Genomic DNA, 23,233 nt, shown 5'->3' on the forward strand with positions numbered 1-23,233 from the left:
CCCGCGCCCGCCATGACACCCGCCCACTGCTCGGCCGTCAGATGCCGCTGCGCTCCTGCCACAGGCGCACCAGGGACTCGTCACCGTTCACCGACAGGCCGTCCCAGGGCGTGCGGTTCCACAGGGCGAGGTAGAGCGCCTCGGCCGGGCCCTCGACCGTGCAGTCCGCCGGCTTCGCCGCGTCCTGCCCGGCCTCGGCGCCGCCCGCTGCCGCCGAACGCACGGTGCGCGGGGGCTCTTCGGACAGCCGGACCGTCCATTCCGCACCGGCCGTGTCCGTCGCCCGCAGTCGCAGCGTCCTGGGCACGTCGCTGCGCACCCGGCTGCGGCCCTGGGAGTGGATGCCGGTCAGCAGCTCGTCGACGCCGTCCGCCGCGAACGCCCGCGGCAGCGGTGTGAGGCCGACGCCGAGCGCCTGCTGGGCGTCCACGCGGTGCACGGACGTCTCGTGGGCCTGGCGGCGGGCCCAGAAGGCCAGCGGGGAAGGGGCCGGCAGGAACGTCCAGGCCGACAGGTCCTGCGGGGCGGTGTGCAGTGCCACGACGAGGTGGTGATGGCCCTCGCGCAGCCACGGCACCAGCTCCTTGTCGGCGATGTCCGGGGCCTCGGGCGGCCGTGTCGGCCGGTCGAGGCCTTCGGTCACGTACTGCGTCGCCCAGCGGTGCACCTGCCCGATGTGGGTGACCAGATCGCGCATCTGCCACTCCGGACATGCCGGGATCCGGGCATCGGGCCCGGCCTCCTCCGCGGCCTCCGCGAGCAGCGCTCCGTCCAGCCGCAGTGCTTCGACGAACTCAGTGATCTCCATACCGTCGAGTGTGCCAGCCACCTCTGACAGCGGCCCCCCGCGGCCCCCACCGGCCTTACGGCACACGGCGGACGAGCCCCGTCAGCGGCGCGGTCACGGAGCCGCGACGGCCGTGGCGGCCATCAAGTCCCCTTCAGGGGCGTCGGCTTGGCCCCACAACGGTGTCTGGCCGCTTCTGACCGCGTCGCATCACGCCCGCCCCGTGTGGTGCGCCCCGCGCGTCGCGTACGCGATGAGCACGGCGACGGCGGCGAGCAGCGCGAGTGTCGTCAGCGCGGCCGGCAGTCCGAACGCCTCGGCGAGGAAGCCGATGGCGGGCGGGCCGAGCAGCATCCCGCCGTAGCCGACCGTGGAGGCGGCGGCGACGCCGCCGGGCCCGCCGGTCTCGCCGGCCCGTGCGATGGCGATGGGGAAGATGTTGGCGAGCCCGAGGCCGGCCACCGCGAAGCCCAGGCAGGCCGCCCAGGTGGTCGGGGCGAGGGCGCCCAGCAGCAGTCCCGCGGTCGCGGTCGTGCCGCCCGCGACCAGCGCGCGGGCCGGGCCGATCCGCTGCACCACCGCCGTGCCCGTCAGCCGCCCGGCCGTCATGGCCAGCGCGAACACCGCGTAGCCCGCGGCCGCGAGTCCTGGGCCCGCGTCCAGATCCTGCGTGAGGTGCAGCGCACCCCAGTCGGCCATCGCGCCCTCCCCGTAGGCGGTGCACAGCGCGATCAGCCCGAAGACGAGCACCAGCCGCCGGGTACGGCCCCGGTCCGAGGCGACCCGCGGCTTCTCCGCGCCCCCGTCCGCGGGCAGTTGCTCCGGGGTGGCAGGCGCCGGACGGACCAGCAGCGCGCGTCCGGCGACGGCCGTCACCAGCAGTCCGATGACGGCGAGGAGCAGCAGGTGGACGGTGGGTGACAGTCCTCCGGCGATCAGTCCGCCGAGGCCGGCGCCGACCATCCCGCCCAGGCTGAAGGCGGCATGGAAGCTGGGCATCACGGGGCGCCGCAGCGCCCCGATCAGGTCGACGGCGGCGCTGTTCATGGCGACGTTCAACGAGCCGTAGGCGGCGCCGAATACCAGCAGTACCAGGCCGAGTGCGGTCGCCGAACCGGTCAGCGGCGGCAGGGTGATGCTCAGCGCCATCGCGCCGCCCGACCAGACCGTGACCGGGTGGCTGCCGAAGCGGCGGCAGAGACGGCCGGTGAGCATCATGAACGCGACGGCGCCCGCCGAGACCCCGAGCAGCGCGAGCCCGAGCGAGCCCGCGCTCGCGCCGGTTTGGGCCTTGATCGCGGGGATGCGGACGACCCATCCGGCGAAGAGGAAGCCGTCCATCGCGAAGAACGCGGTGATCGCGAGGCGGAGGTTGGCGAGGCGGGGATCGGCGGATTCCTGGGGACCGGCCCACGAAAGGGCCGAGCGTATTTTGTTTAGCGTCGGCACAAAGCCAGAATAGGGGCGTGACCCAGACTCGGACAACCAGGCTGGAGCGGGGCCGTGGTGCCCTCGGACCCGCACTGGAGCTCGTACACACCGGACGCGCCCCCACCCGCGCGGTCCTCACATCGGAACTCGGCGTGACCCGCGCGACGGCCGGCGCGGTCGCGGCCGAACTGGAAGCCCTAGGGCTCATCATCGTCGATTCCCGGCCGACCGCTTCCGCCGGCTCCCAAGGGCGGCCGTCCCACCGCCTGTTCATCGACGAGCGCGGCCCGGTCGTGCTCGCGGCACAGATCCACGCCGACGGTTTCCGCGTCGCCCTGGTCGGCCTCGGCGGCCGCATCGTGGCGACGGCCACCGGCTGCGGCACCATCCCCGCCGACCCGGCCCATGTACTCGCCGAGGCCGTCGCCGCCGGATCCGGCCTGCTGGCGGAGACCGGCAGGCGCTGCCTCGGCGCCGGCCTCGCAGTGCCGTCGGCCGTCGCCGAACCGGACGGCGAGGCCCTCAACCCGCTGCACCTCGCCTGGCCGGCCGGCGCCCCGGTACGCGCGCTCTTCCTGCGGGCCCTGTCCGACGCCGGTATCCCCGGCGTGACCGAGGCGATCGGCTTCACCGGCAACGACGTCAACCTCATGGCCCTCGCCGAACACCGGCACGGCGCCGGCCGCGGCGCCCGCGACCTGCTCTGCGTCGCCTCCGGGCACCGCGGGGTCGGCGGCGCGCTGGTACTCGACGGCCGCCTGCACAGCGGCAGTTCGGGCCTCGCCCTGGAGGTCGGCCACCTCACGGTGCACCCCGAGGGCGCACCCTGCCACTGCGGAAGCCGCGGCTGCCTGGACGTCGAGGCCGACCCGCTCGCCTTCCTCGGCGCGGCGGGCCGCGCACCGGGCCCCGAGGGCTCACTGCTCCACCAGGCCGCCGGGCTGCTGCGCACCGAGTACGCCGACCCGGCCGTACGCGCCGCCGCCGACCTGCTCATCGACCGCCTCGGCCTCGGCATCGCGGGTCTCGTCAACATCCTCAACCCCGACCGCATCATCCTGGGCGGACTGCACCGCACCCTCCTGGAGACCGACCCGGAACGGCTGCGCGCGGTGGTCGCCGACCGCAGCCTGTGGGGCCGCAGCGGCGGGGTGCCGATCCTGCCCTGCAGCCTCGACCACAACAGCCTCGTCGGCGCCGCCGAACTCGCCTGGCAGCCGGTGCTGGACGATCCGCTGGTGGTGCTGGAGCGGTAGGTGGTGTGTCCGCCGATTCCCGCCGCCCGGAGGACGGGGGCGGCAGGAATCGGCGGACACGCCCCGGGTACCCCGGCCGGGCGGTGGCTGACGCGGCCTGCGGTCCCCTTAGGCTGCCGCCCATGATTTCCGACGCCCTGGCCCGCAGCCCCTACGTCAGCCTCGTCACCCACCGGAAGAGCGGCGCGCCCGTGCCGACCCCGGTATGGGCGGTGGCCGACGGGGACGAACTCCTGGTGTGGACGCGGGACGACAGCGGGAAGGTGCGGCGGCTGCGCAACGACGCGCGGGTGACCGTCACCCCGTGCGACGTACGCGGCAACCTCGCCGAGGGCGCGATCGCGCTCGAAGGCACCGCGCGGCTCCTGGAGGGCCCCGCCGAACTCGCCCGGGTGCGACGTGCGTTGGCCGCCAAATACGGGCTCAGGTTCCGGTTGCTGGACACCGGAGGCGCGCTGCTGCGCCGCGGCAGGCGCCCGCACGTGGGGATCTCCGTCACGCTGTGAGCGGTGCCGGCGGGACGCCCCCGATGCCCCGCCCGCTCACCGGTTCCACTCCGCGGCGAACGCGCGGGCCGGATTGCCGGTCAGGATCTCCGCCACCGGCTCCGGCCCCACCTCAGCGGCCAGCCGCGCCCGCTGACGGGTCAGCAGATACGGCATCCCCGGCCCGCCGCGCACCGACCGCGCCCCGGCCGTCGTGGTGTCACAGCCCAGCAGGATCTGCCCGCCGTGCCCCGCGTCGGCGAGCGCCCGCAACGCGTCCGGCAGCCGCCAGTCCGTCGCGTGGTGCGCGCGCGATGGCCCGTCGAACGCCAGGAACGCGCCCGTCCGCGCCGCCCATTGATGGTCGGTGAGGTCGGGCGAGCGGTTGAGATGCCCCAGGATCACCCGGTCCGGCGGCACCTCCGGCGTCCCGCAGAGCAGGTCGAGCACGTCCTGCGCGCCCCGTCCCCAGCTCCAGATGGACGCCGATCGCCGCCCCGGTGGCGCGCTGTGCCTCCGCGGCGGCCGCCATCGTGTGGCGCGCGTGCCGGTCGAGGCCGTGGAAGCCCCCGGCGACCTTGATCAGGCCGGCCCGTACGCCGGTGTCCCCGATACCGTCCGTGAGTTCGGCGACGAACAGCTCCGCCAGGCCCGCGGAGACCCGCTCCAGTACCTCGGGCGGGTAGTGCACGGCCTGGTGCAGCCCGGTCGCCGCGACGATCCGTACCCCAGATTCCCGTGCCAGGCGCGGGAGTTCGGCGGTGCCACGCCCCATGCCGTACGGCGTCCACCGGATCACCGCGCCGCCGCCTGCCGCGCGGAAGGCCAGCAGTTCGGCGGCGGCGGCCTCCGGGTCGGACAGTTCCTGGCCCGGCAGGTGCGGGCTGTGCAGGAAGAGGTGGTCGTGCGCGTCGCAGACCCCCAGCGCCGCGGGCTCGATATCGCCGAGCACGGTGCGGACAGTGCGGGCGGGGCCGCCCCTGCTCACCACTGCCGCCCCGTGGCCAGCTGTCCGGCGCCGGGGGCCGACAGGTGCAGCACCTGGTGGCGGACGCCGGCCGCATCGGGTACCGCGTCCGCCCAGAGGGTGAAGTGGACCAGCTCCCAGTGCCGGGGATCCAGAGCCGGCGCCGTGGTGTGCACCCCGTCCGTCCCGGCCAGCTCTTCGTGCCCGGCCAGCGCGTCCGCGATGACGGTGGCCGGATCGGCGTCCTGGGGGAGCCGGGTGATCCGCCGGGAGAAGGCCGACGGGGGCGTGCCGCGGGCCGGGCCCGGCCGGTGGAACAGGCCCTGCCAGTGCTGGACGACCGGCCGCCCGAAGTCACGGACCACGCCCCGGAAGCCGCCGCCGGTCAGAAAGCGGTTCATCGCCTGCGGATCGGCCCAGAGGTAGAACGGCGCGTACGCGTTGACCGGTGATCCGCCGGTGTCGCGCTCGCGGATGCCGTACGCCTTGAGTCCGAGCCCGTCGAAGTCGTCCAGCAGGTGCCCCTTGGACCGCACCCGCTGCCGGATGATCTCCATGTCGTAGTCGGCGGGCAGGGCGATTTCGTACTGCATGGCGTGCATGAGGGACTCGGAGTGGCTACGGGCGGGGGAGCGGTGCGGACGGAGGCGCCGGGGCGGCGTCCGGTGCGGGGGTGACCTGGGCGGCGAGGAGGGCCAGTACGCCGCGGACCGCCGCGTCGAAGGGCTCCGGCGAGTCGGCCGCGCGGGCGAGCACGTAGCCGCCCTGGATGACGGCCGCCACGGTCGCCGCGGTCGCCACCGGGTCGAGCCCCGCGGCCAGTTCACCGCGGCGCACCCCTTCGTCGAGGACACCGGCGATGCGGTCCTGGAGCCAGCCGAACATCTCGTCCAGCGGCTGCCGCAGGGCGCTGTTGCGCACCACGTCGCGGTCCTGCGTCATCCGGCCGACCGGGCAGCCGCGCAGCACCTGCCGCTCGCGCAGCAGATAGCCGGCCACCCGGTCGTACGCCGTGCCGGGGCCGGACAGGCAGGCGTCGGCGGTCTCCTTCATGCCCTCGGCGGTGCGCCGGATCGCGGCCAGCGCGAGGCCGGACTTGCCGTCGAAGTGGTGGTACATGCTGCCCTGGCCGACGCCCGCGCGTTCCAGGATGGCCTTCGGGCTGGTGCCGACGTAGCCGCGTTCCCACAGCAGTTCCTGAGTGCTCTCGACGAGCCGTTCCCGCGCATTCATGACCGCACTGTACATACTTGTAGTTACAGCGTTCAAGGTCAGGAGGGTGAGAGCGGGGGTGCTGGGGCAGGCAACGAATCCGTCCCCACCAAGGAGCTGCATCCCATGTTCGAGCCGGCGCACCCTGGAACGGCGGCGGACTTGGGCCCTGGATCCTCGTCGTTCCGGTGAGCTGGGTGCTGATCATCCTCGGCGTGGTGGCTGTGCTGCGCCGCACCGTCCGGCGTCACAGAGGCCCCGGCCGGGCCTGTCAGGGCCGGCCGCCCGCCGCGCGGACCGAGGCGCCCGCCCCGATCGCCGTACTCGGTGGCCGCTTCGCCGCAGGCGAGATCGACGAGGACGAGTACCGGCGCCGGACGGCCGTCCTGGAGGAGCACGTCGGTCCCGGACCCAAGGGAAGCGTGGGGTGACCGTCACCGGCGCCGCCGCACCCTCAGCCGACCCCCGCGCTCCGCACTCCGGCGCGGGGCCCGGCCGCCGCGGCGGCGTCCTCCAGGAGCGGCCCGTCCCAGCCGATGGCGCAGGGCCCGGCCTTCTCCGGTACGAGGTGCAGCGCGGGAAGGGTGAACCACACGACCTTGCCCGAGCCGTCCGGACGCACGCCCCAGCTCTCGCTGAGTGACGCGATCAGGGCGAGGCCGCGGCCGCAGGTCTCCCACGTGTCGGCGGCCCGGATCCGCGGCAGCCGCGGATCCCTGTCGTGCACGGAGACCGTCAACTGGTCCAGGAGGACCCATAGTTGGACCGTGCACTGCTTACTGGGCCGGGCGTGCCGGTGCACGTTCGCGAGGAGTTCGGTGACGCCGAGCGCGGCGGGATCTATCAGCGGATCGAGGCGCCAGTACCGCAGTTGCGCCGAGACGATCCGGCGGACCTGGCCGATACGGGCCGGAAGGGCCTGGAGTTCCACCGTGCAATGCCTGCTGGGCTGCCTGATCACGACCGCGACTCCCTGATGAGGCCGGGCGCCCCCGCCGGGCGGGAGCGAAGATCGGATCCAGCGATGCCGATGCATGCCACAGCGTCACCGCTGGTGAACCCTCTGTGATACAGATCCAGGGTCGTCCCCGCGGTGCGCTCCCGCAACCGCACCGCGCCCGGCCGCAGCCCCCGCGCCCTTCCCGCTGCGTCCGCCGCGTGGCCGTCCGCCGCTGTCAGGGCCGGTGCGTCCGAGCCGCCTGCACCGCGTCCAGGAAGCGGTCGGGTGCGCCGAGCGTGAGCGAATACCGATGGCCGTTCAGCCGGGCCATCGCCCGGTCGCGGGCCGCGAACAGCGGCTTGTGCGCCTGCACCGCCTGGAGCGGCGCGCTGTCTATCTCCGTGCCGTAACTGGTCAGCAGCGCGAGCCTGCCGTCGCGGATGACGACCTGCCCGGCCCTCGTCAAAGACCGCAGCCATCGCTCGATCCGTACGCCGGTCATGTTGAACTCCAGCTCGGCCATGGCCCCCACCTCCTCGGTGATCGGGCAGGTGCCCCTCACCGCCCCTTGGTGGGCAGTGTGCACGGCCTTCGCCCCGCGCACCAGTGCCTCTTGGAGGCGACGGCGCGAACACCCCTTTCCCAGGCTCCCCTTGGGGGATGTCAAAGCGATGTTTATGCAGGTGAGAAGCGTGTGAGAGGTGGTTATAGTCGGGATTGGTCCGGCATTCGCGCGGGCTTCGTCCCCCCGCTAGGAGCCCCGCCGGTGAGCACCGCACAGCAGCCGCCAGGACCGCACCGCGACGGCACCGCAGCCGCCCCGATGCCGACCGTCGACGTCGACCGCACGGATCCGGCCTACCGCAGCTGGCTCAAAGAAGCCGTCCGCAAAGTCCAGGCGGACGCCAACCGCACCGCCGACACCCACCTCTTGCGCTTCCCGCTCCCCGAGGAATGGGGCATCGACCTCTACCTCAAGGACGAGTCCACCCACCCCACCGGCAGCCTCAAGCACCGGCTGGCCCGCTCGCTGTTCCTCTACGGCCTGTGCAACGGCTGGATCCGCCCCGGCAAGCCCGTCATCGAGTCCTCCAGCGGCTCCACCGCCGTGTCCGAGGCGTACTTCGCCTCGCTGATCGGCGTGCCGTTCATCGCCGTGATGCCGGCCACCACCAGCCGCGAGAAGACCCGGCTGATCGAGTTCCACGGCGGTACCTGTCACCTCGTCCAGGACCCGCGCACGGTCTACGAGGTGTCGGCGCAGCTCGCCGCCGATTCCGGCGGCCACTACATGGATCAGTTCACCTACGCCGAACGGGCGACGGACTGGCGCGGCAACAACAACATCGCCGAATCGATCTACCAGCAGCTGCGCCTGGAGCGCTACCCCGAGCCGGCCTGGATCGTGGCGACCGCCGGTACCGGTGGCACCTCGGCGACCATCGCCCGCTACGTCCACTACATGCAGCACGACACCCGCGTCTGCGTCCCCGACCCGGAGAACTCCTGCTTCTTCGACGGCTGGCGCACCGGCGACGCCGCGATCGACTGCGCCACCGCGTCCCGCATCGAGGGCATCGGGCGGCCCCGGATGGAGCCGAGCTTCGTGCCCGGCGCCATCGACCGGATGATGAAGGTCCCCGATGCGGCGAGCATCGCCGCGGTACGCGCCCTGGAGGGGGCGATCGGCCGCAAGGCGGGCGGATCGACCGGCACCGGGCTGTGGAGCGCCCTGAAGATCATTGGCGAGATGGTCGCCGCCGGACGCACGGGATCCGTCGTCACCCTGCTCTGCGACCCCGGCGACCGCTATCTCGACAAGTACTACTCGGACGACTGGCTGGCGGCCCAGGGCCTCGACATCGCGCCCTACGCACGCACCCTCGACGCCTTCCTCGCCAGCGGCGTCTGGCCGGAGTAGGGCCTCTCGTTCCGCGGCGGCGCCCCGGTCGGGCCTGCCCGGGGCGCCGCCGTCCGGCCGGTCCGCGTCAGCCCCCGGCCAGCCGGCGGTCCAGCGCCCGTGCCGAGTCACGGAAGGCGCGGCCCAGGCCCGGCCTCGCGAGCAGCAGGGCGAAGCGGAGCGGCGCAGGACCGTCCGCGGCGAACAGCCACCGCACCCGGGTGCCACGGCCGGCCGGGGTCAGCCGCCAGTCCTCCAACAGGGCCCGCAGGGCGGGTGCGTTGGTGTGGTCGACGCGGTAGGCGTACCGCGCGCCGGGCTCCGCGGTGAGCACCGTCTCGACGAAGCGGGTGCCGCCCGTCAGACGGATGTCGCGCCCCCTGCCGCCGTCCGTCGGCGCCGAGCGCGCGACGCCGGTGAACCAGCCGCACCAGCCCTCGACATTCTCGGCCAGCGCCGCGTACACCGCATCGGGCGGCGCGGCCACCTCCGCCGCGAACACCAGCCGCAGCGGCGCGGACTCGGCGAAATCCAGTTCAACGGGGCGGAGCCGGCGCGTCACGGGACGAGCACCTCCTACGGGAACGGTGGTGAGGGGCCATGCCCCAGAGTCTGTGTCTCAACCTGCGGCGCACACCATAGGCGCCACGCCGTCAGATGTCTGCGTCCTGCCACGGCTCGCCCGCCACCAGCAGCTCGGGCGGCAGCTCCGCGAACTGCTCGCGCATCCCGGCGGCCAGCCCGGAATCCGTCACCAGCACATCCACCTCCTCCAGTGAGGCGAACGAACTCAGCCCCACCGTGCCCCACTTGGTGTGGTCGGCGACCACCACGACCCGGCGCGCCGACCGGACGAAATGCCGGTTGGTCTCCGCCTCCGCGAGATTCGGCGTGGACAGTCCCGCCTCGACCGATATGCCGTGCACCCCCAGGAAGAGCACATCGAAGTGGAGCGAGCGGATCGCGGCGTCGGCCACCGGTCCCACCAGGGTGTCCGACGGCGTACGCACCCCGCCCGTCAGCACCACCGTCGCCGCACCCGCGCGCGGGCCCGTGCCGCCGCTCGCCGCCGCCCGCTGCGCCGTGTAGAAGACATCGGCGACCCGCACCGAATTCGTCACCACGGTCAGGTCGGGCACCTCCATCAGCTGCTGCGCCAGCGCGAACGCCGTCGTGCCGCCCGCCAGCGCGATGGCGCTTCCCGGGGCCGCCATCTGCGCCGCGGCCTCGGCGATGTCCTCCTTGGCGCTCAGCTCCAGCGCCGACTTCGCCTCGAACCCCGGCTCGTGTGCACTCGGCTCGCCCACCGGCACCGCGCCGCCGTGCACCTTCTCCACCATGCCCTGACGCGCCAGGACATCCAGATCACGGCGTACGGTCATGTCCGAGACGCTGAGCCTGCGGGTGAGTTCATTGACCCGCACCCCGCCCCGCCGCCTGACCTCGTCGAGGATCAGGGCCCGCCGCTGCTCGGCCAGCAGATTCGGGTTGTCGCTCACCCCGGTCCCTCCCTTCCGCCCGGCCGCCGTTCCGGGCCGCCCGCACCACTGCCACCCGCCGTCCCGGGTTTTCCTCATCCTCGCACGGGGGACCGACAGCCGGACCGGACGATCCCCGCAGACCAGGGCGCTCGCGGCCCAGGCCGCCCGGCCGGCCGCGAGGCGGCCGGTCCCCACGCACTCCGCGAACTCCGGCGCGCGCAGCCGCTCTTCGCACACGTCGCCCGCCACCGCGCAGTCCGCAACCGCAAGGAGAACGCGAAGAACCGCGGCCGTGGCGCACGGGGAGCCGACAGGTTTCCGGCAGAAAGTGACCCGTCAGTAGGGGAGTGAGGCCGTCATCGGGGGAAGGGAGATGCTGGGAGAATGCCCGGCGCCGAAGAGCGCCACGGACAACGGGGGAACAGCAGTGGAGACCGCGGACACGACACCGCACGCGCGGCCAACGCGCAAGGAAGCGACGGACGATGAGCCGGCCGACGCCATGGCGCCGCAGCTCGCCCTGGAACTGCTGGTGCACGGCGTCGGCGGCACCACGCCCCAGGAGATGCTCGGCGACCCGCGCGTCCAGCTGATCACCGGCGACGACACCGCGGCCTGCTACCGGCGGACCGAGGACGCCGACGCCGAGGAGCGCCCCGACGACCACCGCGGCGAACCGGTCCGCGAGGCGTACTGCTGGTCCAACCTCACCTCGGGCAACGGCGCCCGCGCCCTCTGGCTGATCCTGCTGCCCTTCATGGTCGCCAACCTCGCCCACTGGATGCGCCCCGCCGCCCCGCAGGACCACCGCGCCCAGCGCGTCTACGACGTCCTCGTCCGCGTCCTCGCGCTCAGCCTCACGGTCCTGCTGGCGGCCGCCGCCTGTGAGGTCGCCCTCGACCTCACGGCCTGGCAGTGCGCCGGCACCCCGGTCTGCGTCACCGGCAAGTCCTGGATGGGCTTCGTCAACCCGGCCGACGGCGGCTGGTGGAGCCCGCCGGGCCGCCGCCTCGTCCTCGCCGCCACCCTGCCGCTGCTGCTCATCGGCTTCCTGTGGTGGCTCTCGCACCGCACCTGGAGCGCCTACGAATCGGCGTCCCCGCCGCCCCGCCGCCCCGGCACCTCACGCGACACCCCGCCCGCCGAACGCACCGCGCTCAGCCTCGACGGCTTCTGGTACGGCCGCAGGCTCGTCGCCCGGCTGCGCGCCGCACACACCACCGCCGGTGTGCTGACCGTCGCCGCCGCCCTCCTTGTCGCCACCCGCAAGGCCGACGCGAAGGCCGGCCACGCCGCGGGCCTCGTGGCCACCGGCGACGCCCTGGCCGCGCTGCTCGTCCTGCTGGCCGCCACCACCCTCGTCATCGTCTGGCGCACCGCCCGCAGCGAGGCCGCACCCGACGACACCACCGACCGCCCCGTCGTACGGGCCCTGCCCTACGCGGCACTCGGCACGCTGGCCCTGACCGCCGTGTACGCCGCCTGGGAGCGTCCCGCGGCGCACAGTTCGGGAGCGCTGCCAGGCGCCGCCGCGTTCGGCGCCATCGCCGTCCTTCAGGGCGCCCTGGTCCTCGCCCTCGCCGTCACCGCCGGGATCCTCCAGCGCGCCGCGCCCCACAGCCCCCGTACCGCGCTGCGCGGCATGGGAGGCCCCGCCGTCGCCCTGCTGTCCTGCGCGGTCGGCGGGGTGCTGTCCGGGGGAGTGGCCCAGCGGTTCGCCGACTGGATGGACGGCGATGCGACGCCCGGCCAGAACGGCGCCCCCATGGCGGGCCCGCCGGTCCTGCTCTCCTGGCAGGCCGCGGCCCTCCCCGTTCTGCTGCTCGTGGTCGCCGGCGTCGCCGTGCTCGCCGCGCTCCGGGTACGCGCCGTATGCCGCAGCGTCACGCCCGACATCGCGGGCCTCTACGACAGCAGGGAGAAGCCCGACGCGTGGCGCACCCGCAGGATCGCCGGGACCATCGCCCGCGCCGGGCTCACGGACGCGGCGCCCGTCCTCGTCGCGGCCATCGCGGCGGTCACCCTCGTCCTCGGCGCCGGAGCGGTCACCGGCGCCTGGCTCACCGACCGGGCGCCGGGCCCCGCCACCGAAGGCGCGCCGCCGGCCGTGCATGCCGCAGCCGAGACCGCCGCGGCCCTCGGCTCCTGGCTGATGGGCGCCGGCGTGCTCCTCCTGCTCGCCACGGGCCGCCGCGCCTACCGCGACCGCTCAGCGCGCCGCACCATCGGCATCCTCTGGGACGTCGGCACCTTCTGGCCGCGCGCCGCCCACCCCTTCGCGCCCCCCTGCTACGCCGAGCGCGCCGTCCCCGACCTGACCTGGCGGATGGCCACCTGGACCGAGCGGTTCGACGGACGCCTGGTGCTCTCGGGCCACTCCCAGGGCAGCGTCCTTGCGGCGGCCGCCGTCTGGCAGCTGGATCTCGTCACCCGCAGCCGCGTCGCGCTGCTCACCTACGGATCCCCTCTGGAGCGGCTCTACGGCCGGTGGTTCCCCGCCTACTTCGGCCCGCCCGCCCTCACCGGACTGCACCGCGAGATGGACGACTGGCGCAACCTCTGGCGCTTCACCGACCCCATCGGCGGCCCCATCCTCCTCACCTGCGAGGACGGCCGCCGGATCGACGAAGGCCCGCTCCGCGACCCGCTGGCCTTCGGCCGCAGCCTGCGCAGCCCGCTGCCGGCCCAGATCCTCGGACACGGCGACTACGAGGCGGACCCGGTCTTCGGCAGGGTCCGCGCCGAGCTGATCGCCCGGCTCGGCCCGCGGCTGCCGGGACCGCGCCCAGGGCCTGGTGAACCTGCGGAGTGCGCCCCGGACAGCGGCCCGGATCAGGGGAGTTCGGGCAGGTCGTCGGCGTAGAGCAGGGTGAGGTCGTCGGTGCTCGGGTCGGTCAGCTGCGCGACCCGGCTCGCGTGCCGCTCGACCATCGCCTCGAACGTCTGCCGCGCGGTCCTGCCGTTGCCGAACGACGGCCCCTTGGGCAGTGCCGTGAAGTACTTCAGGAGTGCTTCGTCCGCCCCCTCGCCGAGCTGGTACTCGTGCTCCTCGCCCTGCTGCTCGACGATCCGCAGCAGTTCCTCGGCGCCGTAGTCGCCGAAGGTGATGGTCCGCGAGAAACGGGACGCCACACCGGGGTTGACCGCGAGGAAGCGCTCCATCTCGGAGGTGTAACCGGCCACGATCACCACCACCGCCTCCCGGTGGTCCTCCATCAGCTTCACCAGCGTGTCGATGGCCTCCCGCCCGAAGTCCCGGCCCGAGTCCTCGGGGGACAGCGCGTACGCCTCGTCGATGAAGAGCACGCCGCCCCGCGCCCGGTCGAACGCCTCCTGGGTACGGATCGCCGTCGACCCGATGTGCTCGCCCACCAGGTCCACCCGCGACACCTCGACCAGATGCCCGCGCTCCAACACCCCCAGGGACGCCAGGATTTCGCCGTACAGCCGGGCCACCGTCGTCTTGCCGGTACCAGGGGAGCCGGTGAAGACGAGATGCCGGCGCGCGGATGCCGCCTTCAGGCCCGCCTGCTGCCGCCTGCGTCCCACCTCGATCATGTTGATCAGGCCGCGCACCTCACGCTTGACGCTGTCCAGACCGACCAGGAGGTCCAGTTCGCCCAGCACCTCGTCCGAAGGGCGCCGGGCGGCCTCCGGCTCGGCCGCTGCCGTTGGAGCCGCTGCCGTCCGCTGCACACCCTGTGCCGGCACCCCGCCCAGCAGCCCCGCCGTCTGCGTCGCCTGCTGCACCGAGGGCCCGGCGGGGACCGGCACGGGCGGGGCCTGCGCCGCCCGGCTCTCGTCGCTGGTGCAGTCCTCGACCAGCGGCCCGCCGCCGCTGCCGTCCCCCGACGTCCCCTCGGCGAACTCGTAGCCGCCCCGTGCACACCGTTCCGTACGGCACCGTGCCAGCGTCGTACGGCAGCCGTCTATGACGTGGAAGCCGAATCCCGAACTGCCCGTCACCCGGCAGCTGTGGAACGTGCCGCGGCCCTCGGCGGAGACGTAGAAGCCCGCCTCGGCCGGCGAACTGACCGTGCAGCCCTCGATGGTGGGGTCGGCGCCCTTGGTGACGATGACGCCGGTCTGCGCGCCGTCGATGGTGCAGTTGGCGAGGGTGCCGCCGCTGCCGTGGTCACGGAACCAGGCGCCGGTCGCCGCCTCCCGGATCCGGCAGTCGTCCAGCTGCACCGTCGCGCCGTCGCTGACCGACACGGCGGTGTTGCGCACCTGCGAGAGGTCGCTGTCGACCACGTCGGCGCGCGAGCCCCGGTCCAGGACGAACAGCGCGTCCGGCACGTCGTGCACCCGCGTCGCATCCAGCACGGCCGTCGCGCCGTCGCTCACCCACACCGCCGGGTAGTCGCCCGTACTGTCGTGGATCTCGCACTGGTTGGCGTCCACCCGGGTGCCCGGATCCCAGACCGACAGGCCGTTGCGGCCGAAGTGCCGCACCGTGCTGCGGGTCAGCGTGAGCACCGAACGCGACCGCAGATCGACGGCGTTCTCCGGGATGTCGTGGATGGCGCAGTCGGCGAGCGTGAGCACCGCGTCGGTGTCCAGCGTGACGCCGTCGGCCGAGGTGCGGTGCACGGTGCAGTCGGTGAAGTGGCCGGTGGCCCGCGCCGCGACCTGCACCCCCGTGCCCTTGATCTCGTACACCTCGCAGCCCACCGCCTCCAGCGCGCTGCCCTCGCCGTGCAGCGACAGGCCGGCTCCTGACGTGTGGTGGACGCGGCAGTTCTCCAGCCGCGGATGCGCCCCGCCCCGTACCGAGACCCCGGCCTGCCCGGCGGCCACCACCTCGCACTCCTCGAAGACGCCGCCCGCGCCGTCCAGCACGCTGATGCCGACCCCGCCGGCGTTGTCGACGGTGCAGCGCCGCACGGTCGGCCGGGCGCCGCCGCGGACCTCGATGCCGGCCGCCGACCGGGTCACCACCCGCAGCCCCGCCAACTCCGGTGCGCCGTCCTCCACCAGCAGCGCGGGCGACGCCGAATCCGTCGCCTCCAGATGCAGGTCGTGGACGGTCGCCGAGGCGCGAATCGTCAGCGCGACGCCGTCCGCCGGGGCGATCCGCACCGAACCGCGCGCGCCGTCCGGGCCGCGCAGCGTCACCGCGCGCAGCAGCACCAGATTCTCGCGGTAGGTCCCGGCGGGCACGGTCAGCACATCACCGTCCCCCGCGGCCTCCAGAGCGGCGGCGAGCGAGCTGTACTCCCCCGTACGGCGCCGCCAACGCGACGTTCCGGAGTGCGTCACCTGGACCGAGCCCTGTGCCATGGCGCTGTCGTGCCCCCACCTCGTACGGCTGTTGACGGCCCGGCAGGTTCCGTCCGCTGATGTCCGCTTTCGGGTGCGCCAGGCCCCAGCCGAGTGGCTGGCTGCACCACCGTAGCGCGCCCGGCGGGGGGTAGTTGACATGGTCAGACACTCCCGGACGGCTCCGGCGGCACGGCGCCGGACATGGGTCGACGCCGCCGCACCGTGGCCCGGCGGCGGCCCGCGCACCGCCCCGTCAGCTGCCCGCGCCCGCCTTGCCCCAGTCCTGGTCCGCGCGCTCCCACGCCTCGTCCCAGCGGCGGTAGCGGCGGGCCGTCATCCGTCGGACGGCCAGCCTGCGGCAGCCCTCGACCAGGCCGCCGACCGCCGCCGCGACGCCGAGACCGGCCAGCACCGCGTGCGCGCCCGCGGTGCTGGTGTCCATCGGACGCGGCATCACCCTGCCGCGGTCGTCGGTCCAGATCCGGAAGCGGGAGCCCGGCTCCACGAGCCGCGGCGCACCGACCTGCCCCGTGTGCGGGCTGCCGTCCCACGCCGTCCAGCGGGCGACGACCCGCAGACGCGCATCGCGCTGCGTGGCGGTCTCCGGATCGGGGTCGAGGGGAGCGCGGGAGGCCAGCCGGTCGACCGTGGCCCACACGAGATGCCGCTGCGCGCGCTGGCTCCGTACCGTCTCCAGGAGGCCGTCGTACGCGGCGCCGCCCGCCGCCGCGCCCGCGGCCGGTGCGCCCAGGGCGATGAGGAGGACGGTGACGGCCGTGAGCCAGGACTCGATGCGGTCGGTCGTGCGCCGCAGCGGATTGTGCCGCCGGCGCCCTCTCCTTGCCCTCGCTTGCTTCACGGAACCCCCTCTCCTTGATTACCTCATCTGGCGCCGCTCATGTGTGAGTTGGGCGAAGAGAGGCCGGGTTCACTCGGTTTGAGGAGAACTGCGGGGGAGCGAGTGGCGGGAGTGCGGGCAAGGGGACGGAGGGGCGCGGGCCCGTCCGTCAGCCGAGCACCTCGAAGGCGTCGCCGACCCGGATCGTGCCGGTTTTCTGCGGCACCAGATTCTGGCCGAAGACCAGTTGGTCGCCGACGCGCCGGTGCCGGGCGAGCGTGCGCAGCGGTTCCTTGCCGCGCTCGGCGGTGCGCTGGTCGGTGGTGGTGACGACGCAGCGCCCGCAGGGTTTGACCACCCGGAAGACCACCTCGCCGATACGGACCGTGCGCCAGGTGTCCTCGGCCCACGGAGCGGTGCCGTCGACGACCACATTGGGCCGGAAACGGTTCATCGGCAGCGGGCCCTCGTCGGCGTGATCGCCCTGCGCGACAAGGGAGTTGAGCGCATCGAGGGACGAGGTCGTGGTCAGCAGCAGCGGAAAGCCGTCCGCGAACGAGACCGTCTCGTCCGGCCGCGCGTACGCCGGGTCGATCGGCCGCCGCTTCCCGGGTGCATCGAGATGGACCAGCTCCACCGGCACGCCCAGGTACCGGCTGAACCAGTCGGCCGCGGCCGCGTCGGCGGGCACCGCATCGACCGTGTCCCGCCAGATCTCGACCGCGACCGTCTCCCCGGACCAGGGCACCTCGACGGTCAGCGGCGGCATGCCGGGCGCGGTCAGCCGAACGGCCTGGCCCGGCAGCTCTTCGGCGGCGGCCAACGCCAGCTTCGGGTTTGGCCGTTGGCTCAGCATCCTGCGCTGTGCGTCCACCAGCATCCAGCGACGGTCCCCGGCGAGCCCCCACGGTTCCACGACCGCCTCGCCGGGGCCGGACCCCGCAAGAGATTTGACCGGATACAGATGGATGGCTTGCAACGCAGACTCGGGCATGGCCCCATCCTGTCAGCCGCCCGGAACGGTCGACCGAGCGGTCAGTACCCCCGCGAGGGGTACTGGCGGCCGTACGGATCGTCGTACGGAGCCGCGCCGCGCTGCGGCGCGGGCGCCACCGGGGCGGCCGGGCGCATCGCTTCGTAGCCCGTGCCCATTCCCGGACGCTGCGGCTGCTGCGGCTGCTGGGACGGGTAGCCGCGGGTGCCGGTCTGCTGCGGGATGTACGGCGCGGGCGCGTGCTGCAGCGGGGGGACCGGCTGCGCGGCGGCGCCGGGATATCCCTGCGACGGATGGGACGGGGCGGCGGGAAGGGCCGCGGGGAGCGCCGGCAGGTAGGACGAGCCGGTGTCATACGGAGAAGGAGAGACCCGGATCGGGGCGATCTGCGGTGTACCGCGTTCCGCGACGAGGCTGTCGTAGATCGGGGTGTCCGGGAAGGACGGCGAAGCGTAGTAGCCGCCGCCATAGGTAGAGCGGGGGGAGGTCATACCTCTTAAGTTAAGCCCACGATGTGTCGATTGGGGAGCCTGAAAAGCGGGTTGTTTCGCGGGTGCGTGACGGACTCGCCTCACCAATGTGAGCGAACCTGCGGAAATCGGTCGAGATCGGCCGTAGAAATCGTGTAAAGACCGCGCTTCTTGCAGGTGAATGGGGGGCGTTCGGAGCGCTCCGGGCCAAGTAGGTTGGAGTGCGCCGCTGCTGACGGGGAAACGTGTGGGACGGATGTGTCTCATGGGGTCTCGGGGCCGCCGGGCCGTGATGCCGGCGGGGCAGGCGCGGTGGCGCGAGCCGGATCGGGACAGCGGGTCCGGTGGAACGAGTGGGCAACGAGAGAGGGGTGCGGCGATGTCGATGCGCAAGGGCGGGAACGTTCCGGTACCGGCCGGGGCCGTGCGGGTGGAGCTGGGCTGGCAGGCCGCACCTGGTGCCCCGGACGTGGACGCGTCGGCCCTCCTGCTGGTGTCGGGCAAGGTGCGCGACGACGCCGACTTCGTCTTCTACAACCAGGCCGTGCACGCCTCCGGCGCCGTACGCCACGAGGGCAAACGGCAGGCCGGCGGCACCTTGACCGACACGCTCGCCGTCGATCTCGCCGCCGTGGAGGGCCCGGTGGAGACGGTGGTGCTCGCGGCGTCCGCCGACGGCGGGACCTTCGGCCAGGTCCCCGGGCTGCACATCCGGGTGCTCGACGCCACGGACGGCGCCGAGATCGCCCGCTTCGACAGCCAGGACGCGTCCCGCGAGACGGCCTTCGTCCTCGGCGAGCTCTACCGCCGCCAGGGCGCCTGGAAGTTCCGCGCGGTGGGCCAGGGGTACGACACCGGACTCGCCGGGCTGGCCACCGACTTCGGGATCAGCGTGGCGTCGGAGCGCGAGCCGCAGGCGCCGGCGGAGGCAGCGGCACCGGGCCCGGCGCCCGCCGCACCGCCGGTCGCCCCGCCACCCGGTCCGCCCGCACCGCCGATGGCCCCGCCGCCCCCGGCCGCGCCCTCGTTGACGTCCGGTCAACCCGGGGTATCGATCCCGCCGCCGCCCGGATACCCGGCGCCCGCACCCGCGGCCCCTCCCGTCCGCCTGACGAAAGTCACCCTGACGAAGGAAACACCGGCCGTCTCGTTGACGAAGCAGGGTGGCACGTCCGGCGCGATGCGGGTGAATCTCAACTGGACCGGCGCCAAGGGCGGCAAACGGCTCGGCAGGAAAATCGGCCGCAAGGCCATGGAAGCGCTCGGGGCCCGCGGCGCCCTGCTGCCGCAGACCGGCGACCTCGACCTCGATCTCTGCGCGCTCTACGAACTCACCGACGGCAGCGCCGGGGTGGTGCACCCGCTCGGCAACAGTTTCGGCGCGCTGCACACCCCGCCCTACATCCAGCTCGACGGCGACGACCGCACCGGAGCCGTCGCGTCCGGCGAGAACCTCACCATCAACCTCGACCACCAGGCGCAGATCCGCCGCGTCCTGCTCTTCGTCACCGTCTACGCGGGCGCCCGCAGCTTCGAGGGCCTGGCCGCGACCGTCACGCTCCAGCCGCAGCACGGCGCACCGGTCGAGTTCACCCTGGACGCGTGCACCGTGCCGTCGCCCGTGTGTGCCCTCGCCCTGATCACCAACACCGGCAGCGAACTCGTCGTCCAGCGCGAGGCCCGCTACCTCGTCCCGCAGCCGGGCGTCAGCCCGCAGCGCACCGTCGACCACGCCTACGGATGGGGCCTGGACTGGTCACCCGCCAGGAAGTGAGCGCAGGCCCGCACCCTCATGGCGCCCCGTACGTCCGGCCCTTCCACGCCGCCCCGCGCCCCCGGTGGTGCTGCACCGCCGAGTCCACCGTCATCAGCAGGTACAGCAGCGCGGTGAACGGCAGCAGCACCGCCGTCCACAGCGGCTGCCGGTAGTAGCGCAGCATCGGGCAGAACGTCCCGGCCATCACCGCCCACGCCGCGCCGCCCGGCACCGCGGCCCGCGGATCCCCGAGCGCCACCCCCGCCAGCAGCGCGACGGGCGGCGCCAGGTAGACCAGCGCGAGACCCAGCACCGTGCCGAGCAGCAGCAGCGGCTGGTGCCGCAGCTGGGCGTACGCGCTGCGCGACACCATCCGCCACAGTTCGGCCAGCCGCGGATACGGCCGCACGCTGTCCACCCGCTCGGCGAGCCCGAGCCAGATCCGCCCGCCGGCCGACTGCACCGCACGCGCCAGCGACACATCGTCGATCACCGCGTGCCGGATGCACTCCGGAACCCCGGCCCGCTCCGCCGCCTCCCGGCGCAGCAGCACACAGCCGCCGGCCGCCGCCGCGGTCCGCGCGCCGGGCCGGTTGACCCGGCGGAACGGGTAGAGCTGCGCGAAGAAGTAGACGAACGCCGGGACGATCAGCCGCTCCCAGGGCGTCGCCACCCGCAGCCGCGCCATCTGCGACACCAGATCCAGCCGGGCGGAGCGCGCCGCCGCCACCAACTCGCGCAGGCTGTCCGGCTCATGGGTGATGTCCGCGTCCGTCAGCAGCAGATACTCCGGATCCACCCGCTCGCGCGCCAGCGTCATGCCGTGCCGTACGGCCCAGAGCTTGCCCGTCCAGCCCGGCTCGGGCTCCCCCGGCGCGGTGACCGTCAGCGCCAGACCGCCCCGCTCCGCCGCCAGCGACCTGGCCAGCGCCGCGGTGCCGTCCGTACTGCCGTCGTCGACAAGGAACACCTCGGCGCGGCCCGGATACTTCTGTGCCAGCAGCGACGGCAGGCTCGCCGGCAGCACCCCCGCCTCGTCCCTGGCCGGTACCACCACGGCGACCGAAGGCCAGCGCTCCGGATCCCGCCGCGGCGGCAGCCGGACATCCGTACGCCAGAAGAAGCCCTGCCCCAGCAACAGCCACAGCCAGACCAGCAGAGTCCCGGCACCGATCCACTCCATCGCTCCCACGGCCCGCAGTCTGCCGCACCCGAGGCAGCGGGAAGGGGCGATCGGACCGGTGTCCCGCGCGGGCGTCGCCGGGGGAGCGGCCGGTGCGCAGGTTCCGGCCACGGCCCGGCCGGTGCGACCTCCCGGTATGACAAGTCGGGCACCCGGCTGAGTAGAGTGTCCGGGTGAAGATCGCGCTCATGGATTCCGGTACCGGCCTGCTGGCCGCGGCCGCCGCCGTGCGCCGGCTGCGGCCGGACGCGGATCTGGTCCTCTCCTGCGACCCCGACGGCATGCCCTGGGGTCCGCGTACCCCCGACGACGTCACCGCGCACGCGCTGGCCGTGGCCCGCGCCGCCGCCGCGCACCGCCCGGACGCCCTGATCGTCGCCTGCAACACCGCGTCCGTGCACGCCCTGCCGGCGCTCCGCGCCGAACTGGAGCCCGCGGTACCGGTCATCGGCACGGTCCCCGCCATCAAGCCGGCCGCGGCCGGCGGCGGGCCCGTCGCGATCTGGGCCACCCCCGCCACCACCGGAAGCCCCTACCAGCGCGATCTGATCGCCCGGTTCGCTGACGGCCTGGACGTCACGGGCGTGCCCTGCCCCGGGCTCGCCGACGCCGTGGAGCAGGCGGACGCCGCCGCGGTCTCCGCGGCCGTCGCCGCCGCGGCCGCACGCACCCCCCGAGACGTACGCGCCGTCGTCCTCGGCTGCACCCACTACGAACTGGTCGCCGAAGAGATCCGGGACGCACTCCAGCAGCCCGGCGCCCCCGCCCTCGTCCTGCACGGCTCCGCCGACGCGGTGGCCGCCCAGGCACTGCGCCGCATCGATGCCGAGCCGGCGCCCGCCGCCGCGCCGACCGGTGGCATCCGCGTGCTCCTCAGCGGCCGCCCCGGCGCGCTGCCTGACGTCGCACTCGCCTACCCGGAAGGCCGCCTGCTCGCCGGATCCGGTGCACCGGACGGCGCCGCGGCCGCCCGTCCCGCGGCCGCGCTGCCGCACTGAATCCCGGTTCGCCTGCCGCGCCGGAACCCGCGGAACGGGCCCGGAACGCGGCCGCACAGGGACCGGCCGCACGCGGTGTCCGACACCCTGCCCCAGCGTGCAAAGGCGCGTACGCTGCGTCTCATGAGGGACCACCCCCACGACGGGGCAGCCGCCCCCGATCGGCACACCGGCGCCGGACAAGGCACAGGCCCCGCATCGGGTGCCCACGCGGAGCCGCCCGAGGTCTGGCACGGCAGCGCCACCAACCGTGTGCAGTGGCTGCTGGCCGCCATCGGCGCCGCCTGCCTCGCCCTGGGCGTCAAGCTGGCCGTCGACAGCACCTGGACCTCCAGCCTGGTGCCGCTGGCGATGGCCGTGGTCGGCTGCGTCGCGGCCGGCCTGCTGGTGCTGTTCGGCACGCTCGCCTTCGTCCACGTCGCGGTGCGCGTCGACAACGAGTGCCTGGAGGTGCGCTGCGGCCACATCGGAGTGCCGCGGCGCCGGATCCCGCTCGACCTCGTCGTCGATGTGGAGATCGCCCGGCAGGTCACCCCGCGCCACTGGGGCGGCTGGGGCTACCGCTGGCGGCCCGAGCAGGGCACGGCCGTCATCGTGCGGCGGGGCGAGGCGCTGGTCCTCAAGCTCGGCGACGGACGCACCTTCACGGTCACCGTCGACGACGCCGAGGGAGCGATGCGCTACATCGCCGGCCGGCTCAGCCTGCGCCGGGGCAGCCCGGCGGGCACCTGACGCCGGGCAGGGACCGCGCGCAGCACGTCCTCTACAGTTCAGGGCATGGCGACCCCCGATTTCATCCGCGACCTCCGGGCCTCCATCGGCCATCAGATGCTGTGGCTGCCCGGCGTGAGCGCCGTCGTGTTCGACGACGAGGGCCGGGTTCTGCTGGGCCGGCGCGTGGACACCGGTAAGTGGGCGGTGATCGGCGGCATTTCCGAACCGGGCGAGCAGCCTGCGCAGACCGCGGCGCGTGAGGTGTTCGAGGAGACGGCGGTGCGGGTCGTGCCGGAGCGCGTCGTCCTCGTCGAGGCCATGCAGCCGATCACCTATCCGAACGGTGACCGCTGCCAGTTCATGGACGTCACGCTGCGCTGCCGGGCGATCGGCGGCGAGGCGGCGGTCAACGACGACGAGTCGCTGGCGGTCGGCTGGTTCGCGATGGACGCCCTGCCGGAGCTGGACGAGTACGCCCTGACCCGGATCAAGCGGGCGCAGGAGGCCGGACCTGCCTGGTTCCAGGGCATGGGCGAGGAGCCCGCCACCCCGTAGT

General features: G+C 73.9%; 22 protein-coding genes and 1 pseudogene. 9 read left to right on the plus strand and 14 right to left on the minus strand.

Annotation, left to right across the window (positions count from 1 at the left end; translation table 11 throughout):
- Positions 1 to 37: 37 nt before the first annotated feature.
- Together LIU39_RS19100 and LIU39_RS19105 are read right to left on the minus strand one after the other, a co-directional pair.
- Positions 38 to 808, minus strand: coding sequence for a maleylpyruvate isomerase family mycothiol-dependent enzyme (locus LIU39_RS19100; protein WP_227047971.1), 771 nt, complete (start codon positions 806 to 808; stop codon positions 38 to 40).
- A 189-nt stretch (positions 809 to 997) separates the two neighbouring features.
- Positions 998 to 2,236: an MFS transporter gene (locus tag LIU39_RS19105; protein ID WP_227047972.1), complete on the minus strand. Its 1,239-nt coding sequence runs from the start codon at positions 2,234 to 2,236 to the stop codon at positions 998 to 1,000.
- A gap of 17 nt (positions 2,237 to 2,253) precedes the next feature.
- On the opposite strand from LIU39_RS19105, the gene LIU39_RS19110 reads away from it, so the two are divergent.
- On the plus strand, positions 2,254 to 3,474 hold the full coding sequence (locus LIU39_RS19110) for an ROK family protein (RefSeq protein WP_227047973.1): 1,221 nt from the start codon (positions 2,254 to 2,256) through the stop codon (positions 3,472 to 3,474).
- 122 nt (positions 3,475 to 3,596) lie between these two features.
- Positions 3,597 to 3,980: a PPOX class F420-dependent oxidoreductase gene (locus LIU39_RS19115; RefSeq protein WP_227047974.1), complete on the plus strand. Its 384-nt coding sequence runs from the start codon at positions 3,597 to 3,599 to the stop codon at positions 3,978 to 3,980.
- Between the two features lie 36 nt (positions 3,981 to 4,016).
- Here the strand turns inward: LIU39_RS19115 and LIU39_RS19120 are convergent.
- The 3 genes and pseudogenes from LIU39_RS19120 to LIU39_RS19130 all read right to left on the minus strand — a co-directional run bounded on the left by LIU39_RS19120 (position 4,017) and on the right by LIU39_RS19130 (position 6,159).
- Positions 4,017 to 4,950, minus strand: a pseudogene (locus LIU39_RS19120) (phosphotriesterase family protein).
- Positions 4,944 to 5,528: a DUF4865 family protein gene (locus LIU39_RS19125; protein WP_227047975.1), complete on the minus strand. Its 585-nt coding sequence runs from the start codon at positions 5,526 to 5,528 to the stop codon at positions 4,944 to 4,946. Before LIU39_RS19125 ends, LIU39_RS19120 begins: the two are co-directional and overlap by 7 nt.
- A gap of 16 nt (positions 5,529 to 5,544) precedes the next feature.
- Positions 5,545 to 6,159 (minus strand): TetR/AcrR family transcriptional regulator, encoded by a 615-nt coding sequence (locus LIU39_RS19130; protein ID WP_227047976.1) that lies wholly within the window; start codon positions 6,157 to 6,159, stop codon positions 5,545 to 5,547.
- Positions 6,160 to 6,326: 167 nt separating this feature from the next.
- On the opposite strand from LIU39_RS19130, the gene LIU39_RS19135 reads away from it, so the two are divergent.
- Entirely contained in the window at positions 6,327 to 6,569 is a 243-nt protein-coding gene (locus tag LIU39_RS19135; protein WP_227047977.1) for an SHOCT domain-containing protein, read from the plus strand.
- Positions 6,570 to 6,592: 23 nt separating this feature from the next.
- Here the strand turns inward: LIU39_RS19135 and LIU39_RS19140 are convergent, their stop codons facing one another.
- The gene (locus LIU39_RS19140) at positions 6,593 to 7,099 is read right to left on the minus strand and encodes an ATP-binding protein (RefSeq protein ID WP_227047978.1); all 507 of its coding nucleotides are present in this window, start codon (positions 7,097 to 7,099) and stop codon (positions 6,593 to 6,595) included.
- 214 nt (positions 7,100 to 7,313) lie between these two features.
- Entirely contained in the window at positions 7,314 to 7,601 is a 288-nt protein-coding gene (locus LIU39_RS19145; RefSeq protein ID WP_227047979.1) for a hypothetical protein, read from the minus strand.
- Positions 7,602 to 7,901: 300 nt separating this feature from the next.
- On the opposite strand from LIU39_RS19145, the gene LIU39_RS19150 reads away from it, so the two are divergent.
- The gene (locus LIU39_RS19150) at positions 7,902 to 8,999 is read left to right on the plus strand and encodes a PLP-dependent cysteine synthase family protein (protein WP_227048036.1); all 1,098 of its coding nucleotides are present in this window, start codon (positions 7,902 to 7,904) and stop codon (positions 8,997 to 8,999) included.
- Positions 9,000 to 9,066: 67 nt separating this feature from the next.
- Here the strand turns inward: LIU39_RS19150 and LIU39_RS19155 are convergent, their stop codons facing one another.
- Positions 9,067 to 9,540: an SRPBCC family protein gene (locus LIU39_RS19155; protein ID WP_227047980.1), complete on the minus strand. Its 474-nt coding sequence runs from the start codon at positions 9,538 to 9,540 to the stop codon at positions 9,067 to 9,069.
- Positions 9,541 to 9,631: 91 nt separating this feature from the next.
- The gene (locus LIU39_RS19160; RefSeq protein WP_227047981.1) at positions 9,632 to 10,477 is read right to left on the minus strand and encodes a DeoR/GlpR family DNA-binding transcription regulator; all 846 of its coding nucleotides are present in this window, start codon (positions 10,475 to 10,477) and stop codon (positions 9,632 to 9,634) included.
- Positions 10,478 to 10,886: 409 nt separating this feature from the next.
- Between LIU39_RS19160 and LIU39_RS19165 the strand changes: the two genes are divergently transcribed.
- Entirely contained in the window at positions 10,887 to 13,322 is a 2,436-nt protein-coding gene (locus tag LIU39_RS19165; RefSeq protein ID WP_372463970.1) for a hypothetical protein, read from the plus strand.
- Here the strand turns inward: LIU39_RS19165 and LIU39_RS19170 are convergent.
- The 4 genes from LIU39_RS19170 to LIU39_RS19185 form a co-directional block, all read right to left on the minus strand.
- The gene (locus LIU39_RS19170) at positions 13,292 to 15,742 is read right to left on the minus strand and encodes a right-handed parallel beta-helix repeat-containing protein (protein ID WP_227047982.1); all 2,451 of its coding nucleotides are present in this window, start codon (positions 15,740 to 15,742) and stop codon (positions 13,292 to 13,294) included. The genes LIU39_RS19165 and LIU39_RS19170 overlap by 31 nt on opposite strands.
- Positions 15,743 to 15,977: 235 nt before the next feature.
- Positions 15,978 to 16,583: an Rv1733c family protein gene (locus LIU39_RS19175; RefSeq protein ID WP_227047983.1), complete on the minus strand. Its 606-nt coding sequence runs from the start codon at positions 16,581 to 16,583 to the stop codon at positions 15,978 to 15,980.
- Between the two features lie 148 nt (positions 16,584 to 16,731).
- Positions 16,732 to 17,556, minus strand: a complete 825-nt coding sequence (locus LIU39_RS19180) for an MOSC domain-containing protein (RefSeq protein WP_227047984.1) — start codon at positions 17,554 to 17,556, stop codon at positions 16,732 to 16,734.
- A gap of 41 nt (positions 17,557 to 17,597) precedes the next feature.
- The gene (locus LIU39_RS19185; RefSeq protein WP_227047985.1) at positions 17,598 to 18,047 is read right to left on the minus strand and encodes a DUF6643 family protein; all 450 of its coding nucleotides are present in this window, start codon (positions 18,045 to 18,047) and stop codon (positions 17,598 to 17,600) included.
- 358 nt (positions 18,048 to 18,405) lie between these two features.
- Here LIU39_RS19185 and LIU39_RS19190 point away from each other — a divergent pair, with 358 nt between their 5' ends.
- Positions 18,406 to 19,800 (plus strand): TerD family protein, encoded by a 1,395-nt coding sequence (locus tag LIU39_RS19190; protein ID WP_227047986.1) that lies wholly within the window; start codon positions 18,406 to 18,408, stop codon positions 19,798 to 19,800.
- Positions 19,801 to 19,816: 16 nt separating this feature from the next.
- Here LIU39_RS19190 and LIU39_RS19195 read toward each other — a convergent pair whose 3' ends face one another.
- Entirely contained in the window at positions 19,817 to 20,965 is a 1,149-nt protein-coding gene (locus tag LIU39_RS19195) for a glycosyltransferase (RefSeq protein WP_227048038.1), read from the minus strand.
- 173 nt (positions 20,966 to 21,138) lie between these two features.
- Here LIU39_RS19195 and LIU39_RS19200 point away from each other — a divergent pair, with 173 nt between their 5' ends.
- The 3 genes from LIU39_RS19200 to LIU39_RS19210 all read left to right on the plus strand — a co-directional run bounded on the left by LIU39_RS19200 (position 21,139) and on the right by LIU39_RS19210 (position 23,232).
- Positions 21,139 to 21,963, plus strand: a complete 825-nt coding sequence (locus LIU39_RS19200) for a glutamate racemase (RefSeq protein ID WP_227047987.1) — start codon at positions 21,139 to 21,141, stop codon at positions 21,961 to 21,963.
- A 123-nt stretch (positions 21,964 to 22,086) separates the two neighbouring features.
- The gene (locus LIU39_RS19205; RefSeq protein ID WP_227047988.1) at positions 22,087 to 22,695 is read left to right on the plus strand and encodes a hypothetical protein; all 609 of its coding nucleotides are present in this window, start codon (positions 22,087 to 22,089) and stop codon (positions 22,693 to 22,695) included.
- A gap of 45 nt (positions 22,696 to 22,740) precedes the next feature.
- On the plus strand, positions 22,741 to 23,232 hold the full coding sequence (locus LIU39_RS19210) for an NUDIX hydrolase (protein WP_227047989.1): 492 nt from the start codon (positions 22,741 to 22,743) through the stop codon (positions 23,230 to 23,232).
- The last annotated feature ends 1 nt before the right edge of the window (position 23,233 follow it).

It is taken from the genome of Streptomyces pinistramenti (assembly GCF_020564935.1).
Lineage (GTDB): Bacteria > Actinomycetota > Actinomycetes > Streptomycetales > Streptomycetaceae > Streptomyces > Streptomyces pinistramenti.

Bases quoted from the DNA above. Each gene is read 5' to 3' on its own strand.
- LIU39_RS19100 (WP_227047971.1), bottom strand. From the start codon at position 808: ATGGAGATCACTGAGTTCGTCGAAGCACTGCGGCTGGACGGAGCGCTG.
- LIU39_RS19115 (WP_227047974.1), top strand. From the start codon at position 3,597: ATGATTTCCGACGCCCTGGCCCGCAGCCCCTACGTCAGCCTCGTCACC.
- LIU39_RS19125 (WP_227047975.1), bottom strand. From the start codon at position 5,528: ATGCACGCCATGCAGTACGAAATCGCCCTGCCCGCCGACTACGACATG.
- LIU39_RS19130 (WP_227047976.1), bottom strand. From the start codon at position 6,159: ATGAATGCGCGGGAACGGCTCGTCGAGAGCACTCAGGAACTGCTGTGG.
- LIU39_RS19145 (WP_227047979.1), bottom strand. From the start codon at position 7,601: ATGGCCGAGCTGGAGTTCAACATGACCGGCGTACGGATCGAGCGATGG.
- LIU39_RS19150 (WP_227048036.1), top strand. From the start codon at position 7,902: ATGCCGACCGTCGACGTCGACCGCACGGATCCGGCCTACCGCAGCTGG.
- LIU39_RS19170 (WP_227047982.1), bottom strand. From the start codon at position 15,742: ATGGCACAGGGCTCGGTCCAGGTGACGCACTCCGGAACGTCGCGTTGG.
- LIU39_RS19180 (WP_227047984.1), bottom strand. From the start codon at position 17,556: ATGCCCGAGTCTGCGTTGCAAGCCATCCATCTGTATCCGGTCAAATCT.
- LIU39_RS19185 (WP_227047985.1), bottom strand. From the start codon at position 18,047: ATGACCTCCCCCCGCTCTACCTATGGCGGCGGCTACTACGCTTCGCCG.
- LIU39_RS19190 (WP_227047986.1), top strand. From the start codon at position 18,406: ATGTCGATGCGCAAGGGCGGGAACGTTCCGGTACCGGCCGGGGCCGTG.
- LIU39_RS19195 (WP_227048038.1), bottom strand. From the start codon at position 20,965: ATGGAGTGGATCGGTGCCGGGACTCTGCTGGTCTGGCTGTGGCTGTTG.
- LIU39_RS19205 (WP_227047988.1), top strand. From the start codon at position 22,087: ATGAGGGACCACCCCCACGACGGGGCAGCCGCCCCCGATCGGCACACC.
- LIU39_RS19210 (WP_227047989.1), top strand. From the start codon at position 22,741: ATGGCGACCCCCGATTTCATCCGCGACCTCCGGGCCTCCATCGGCCAT.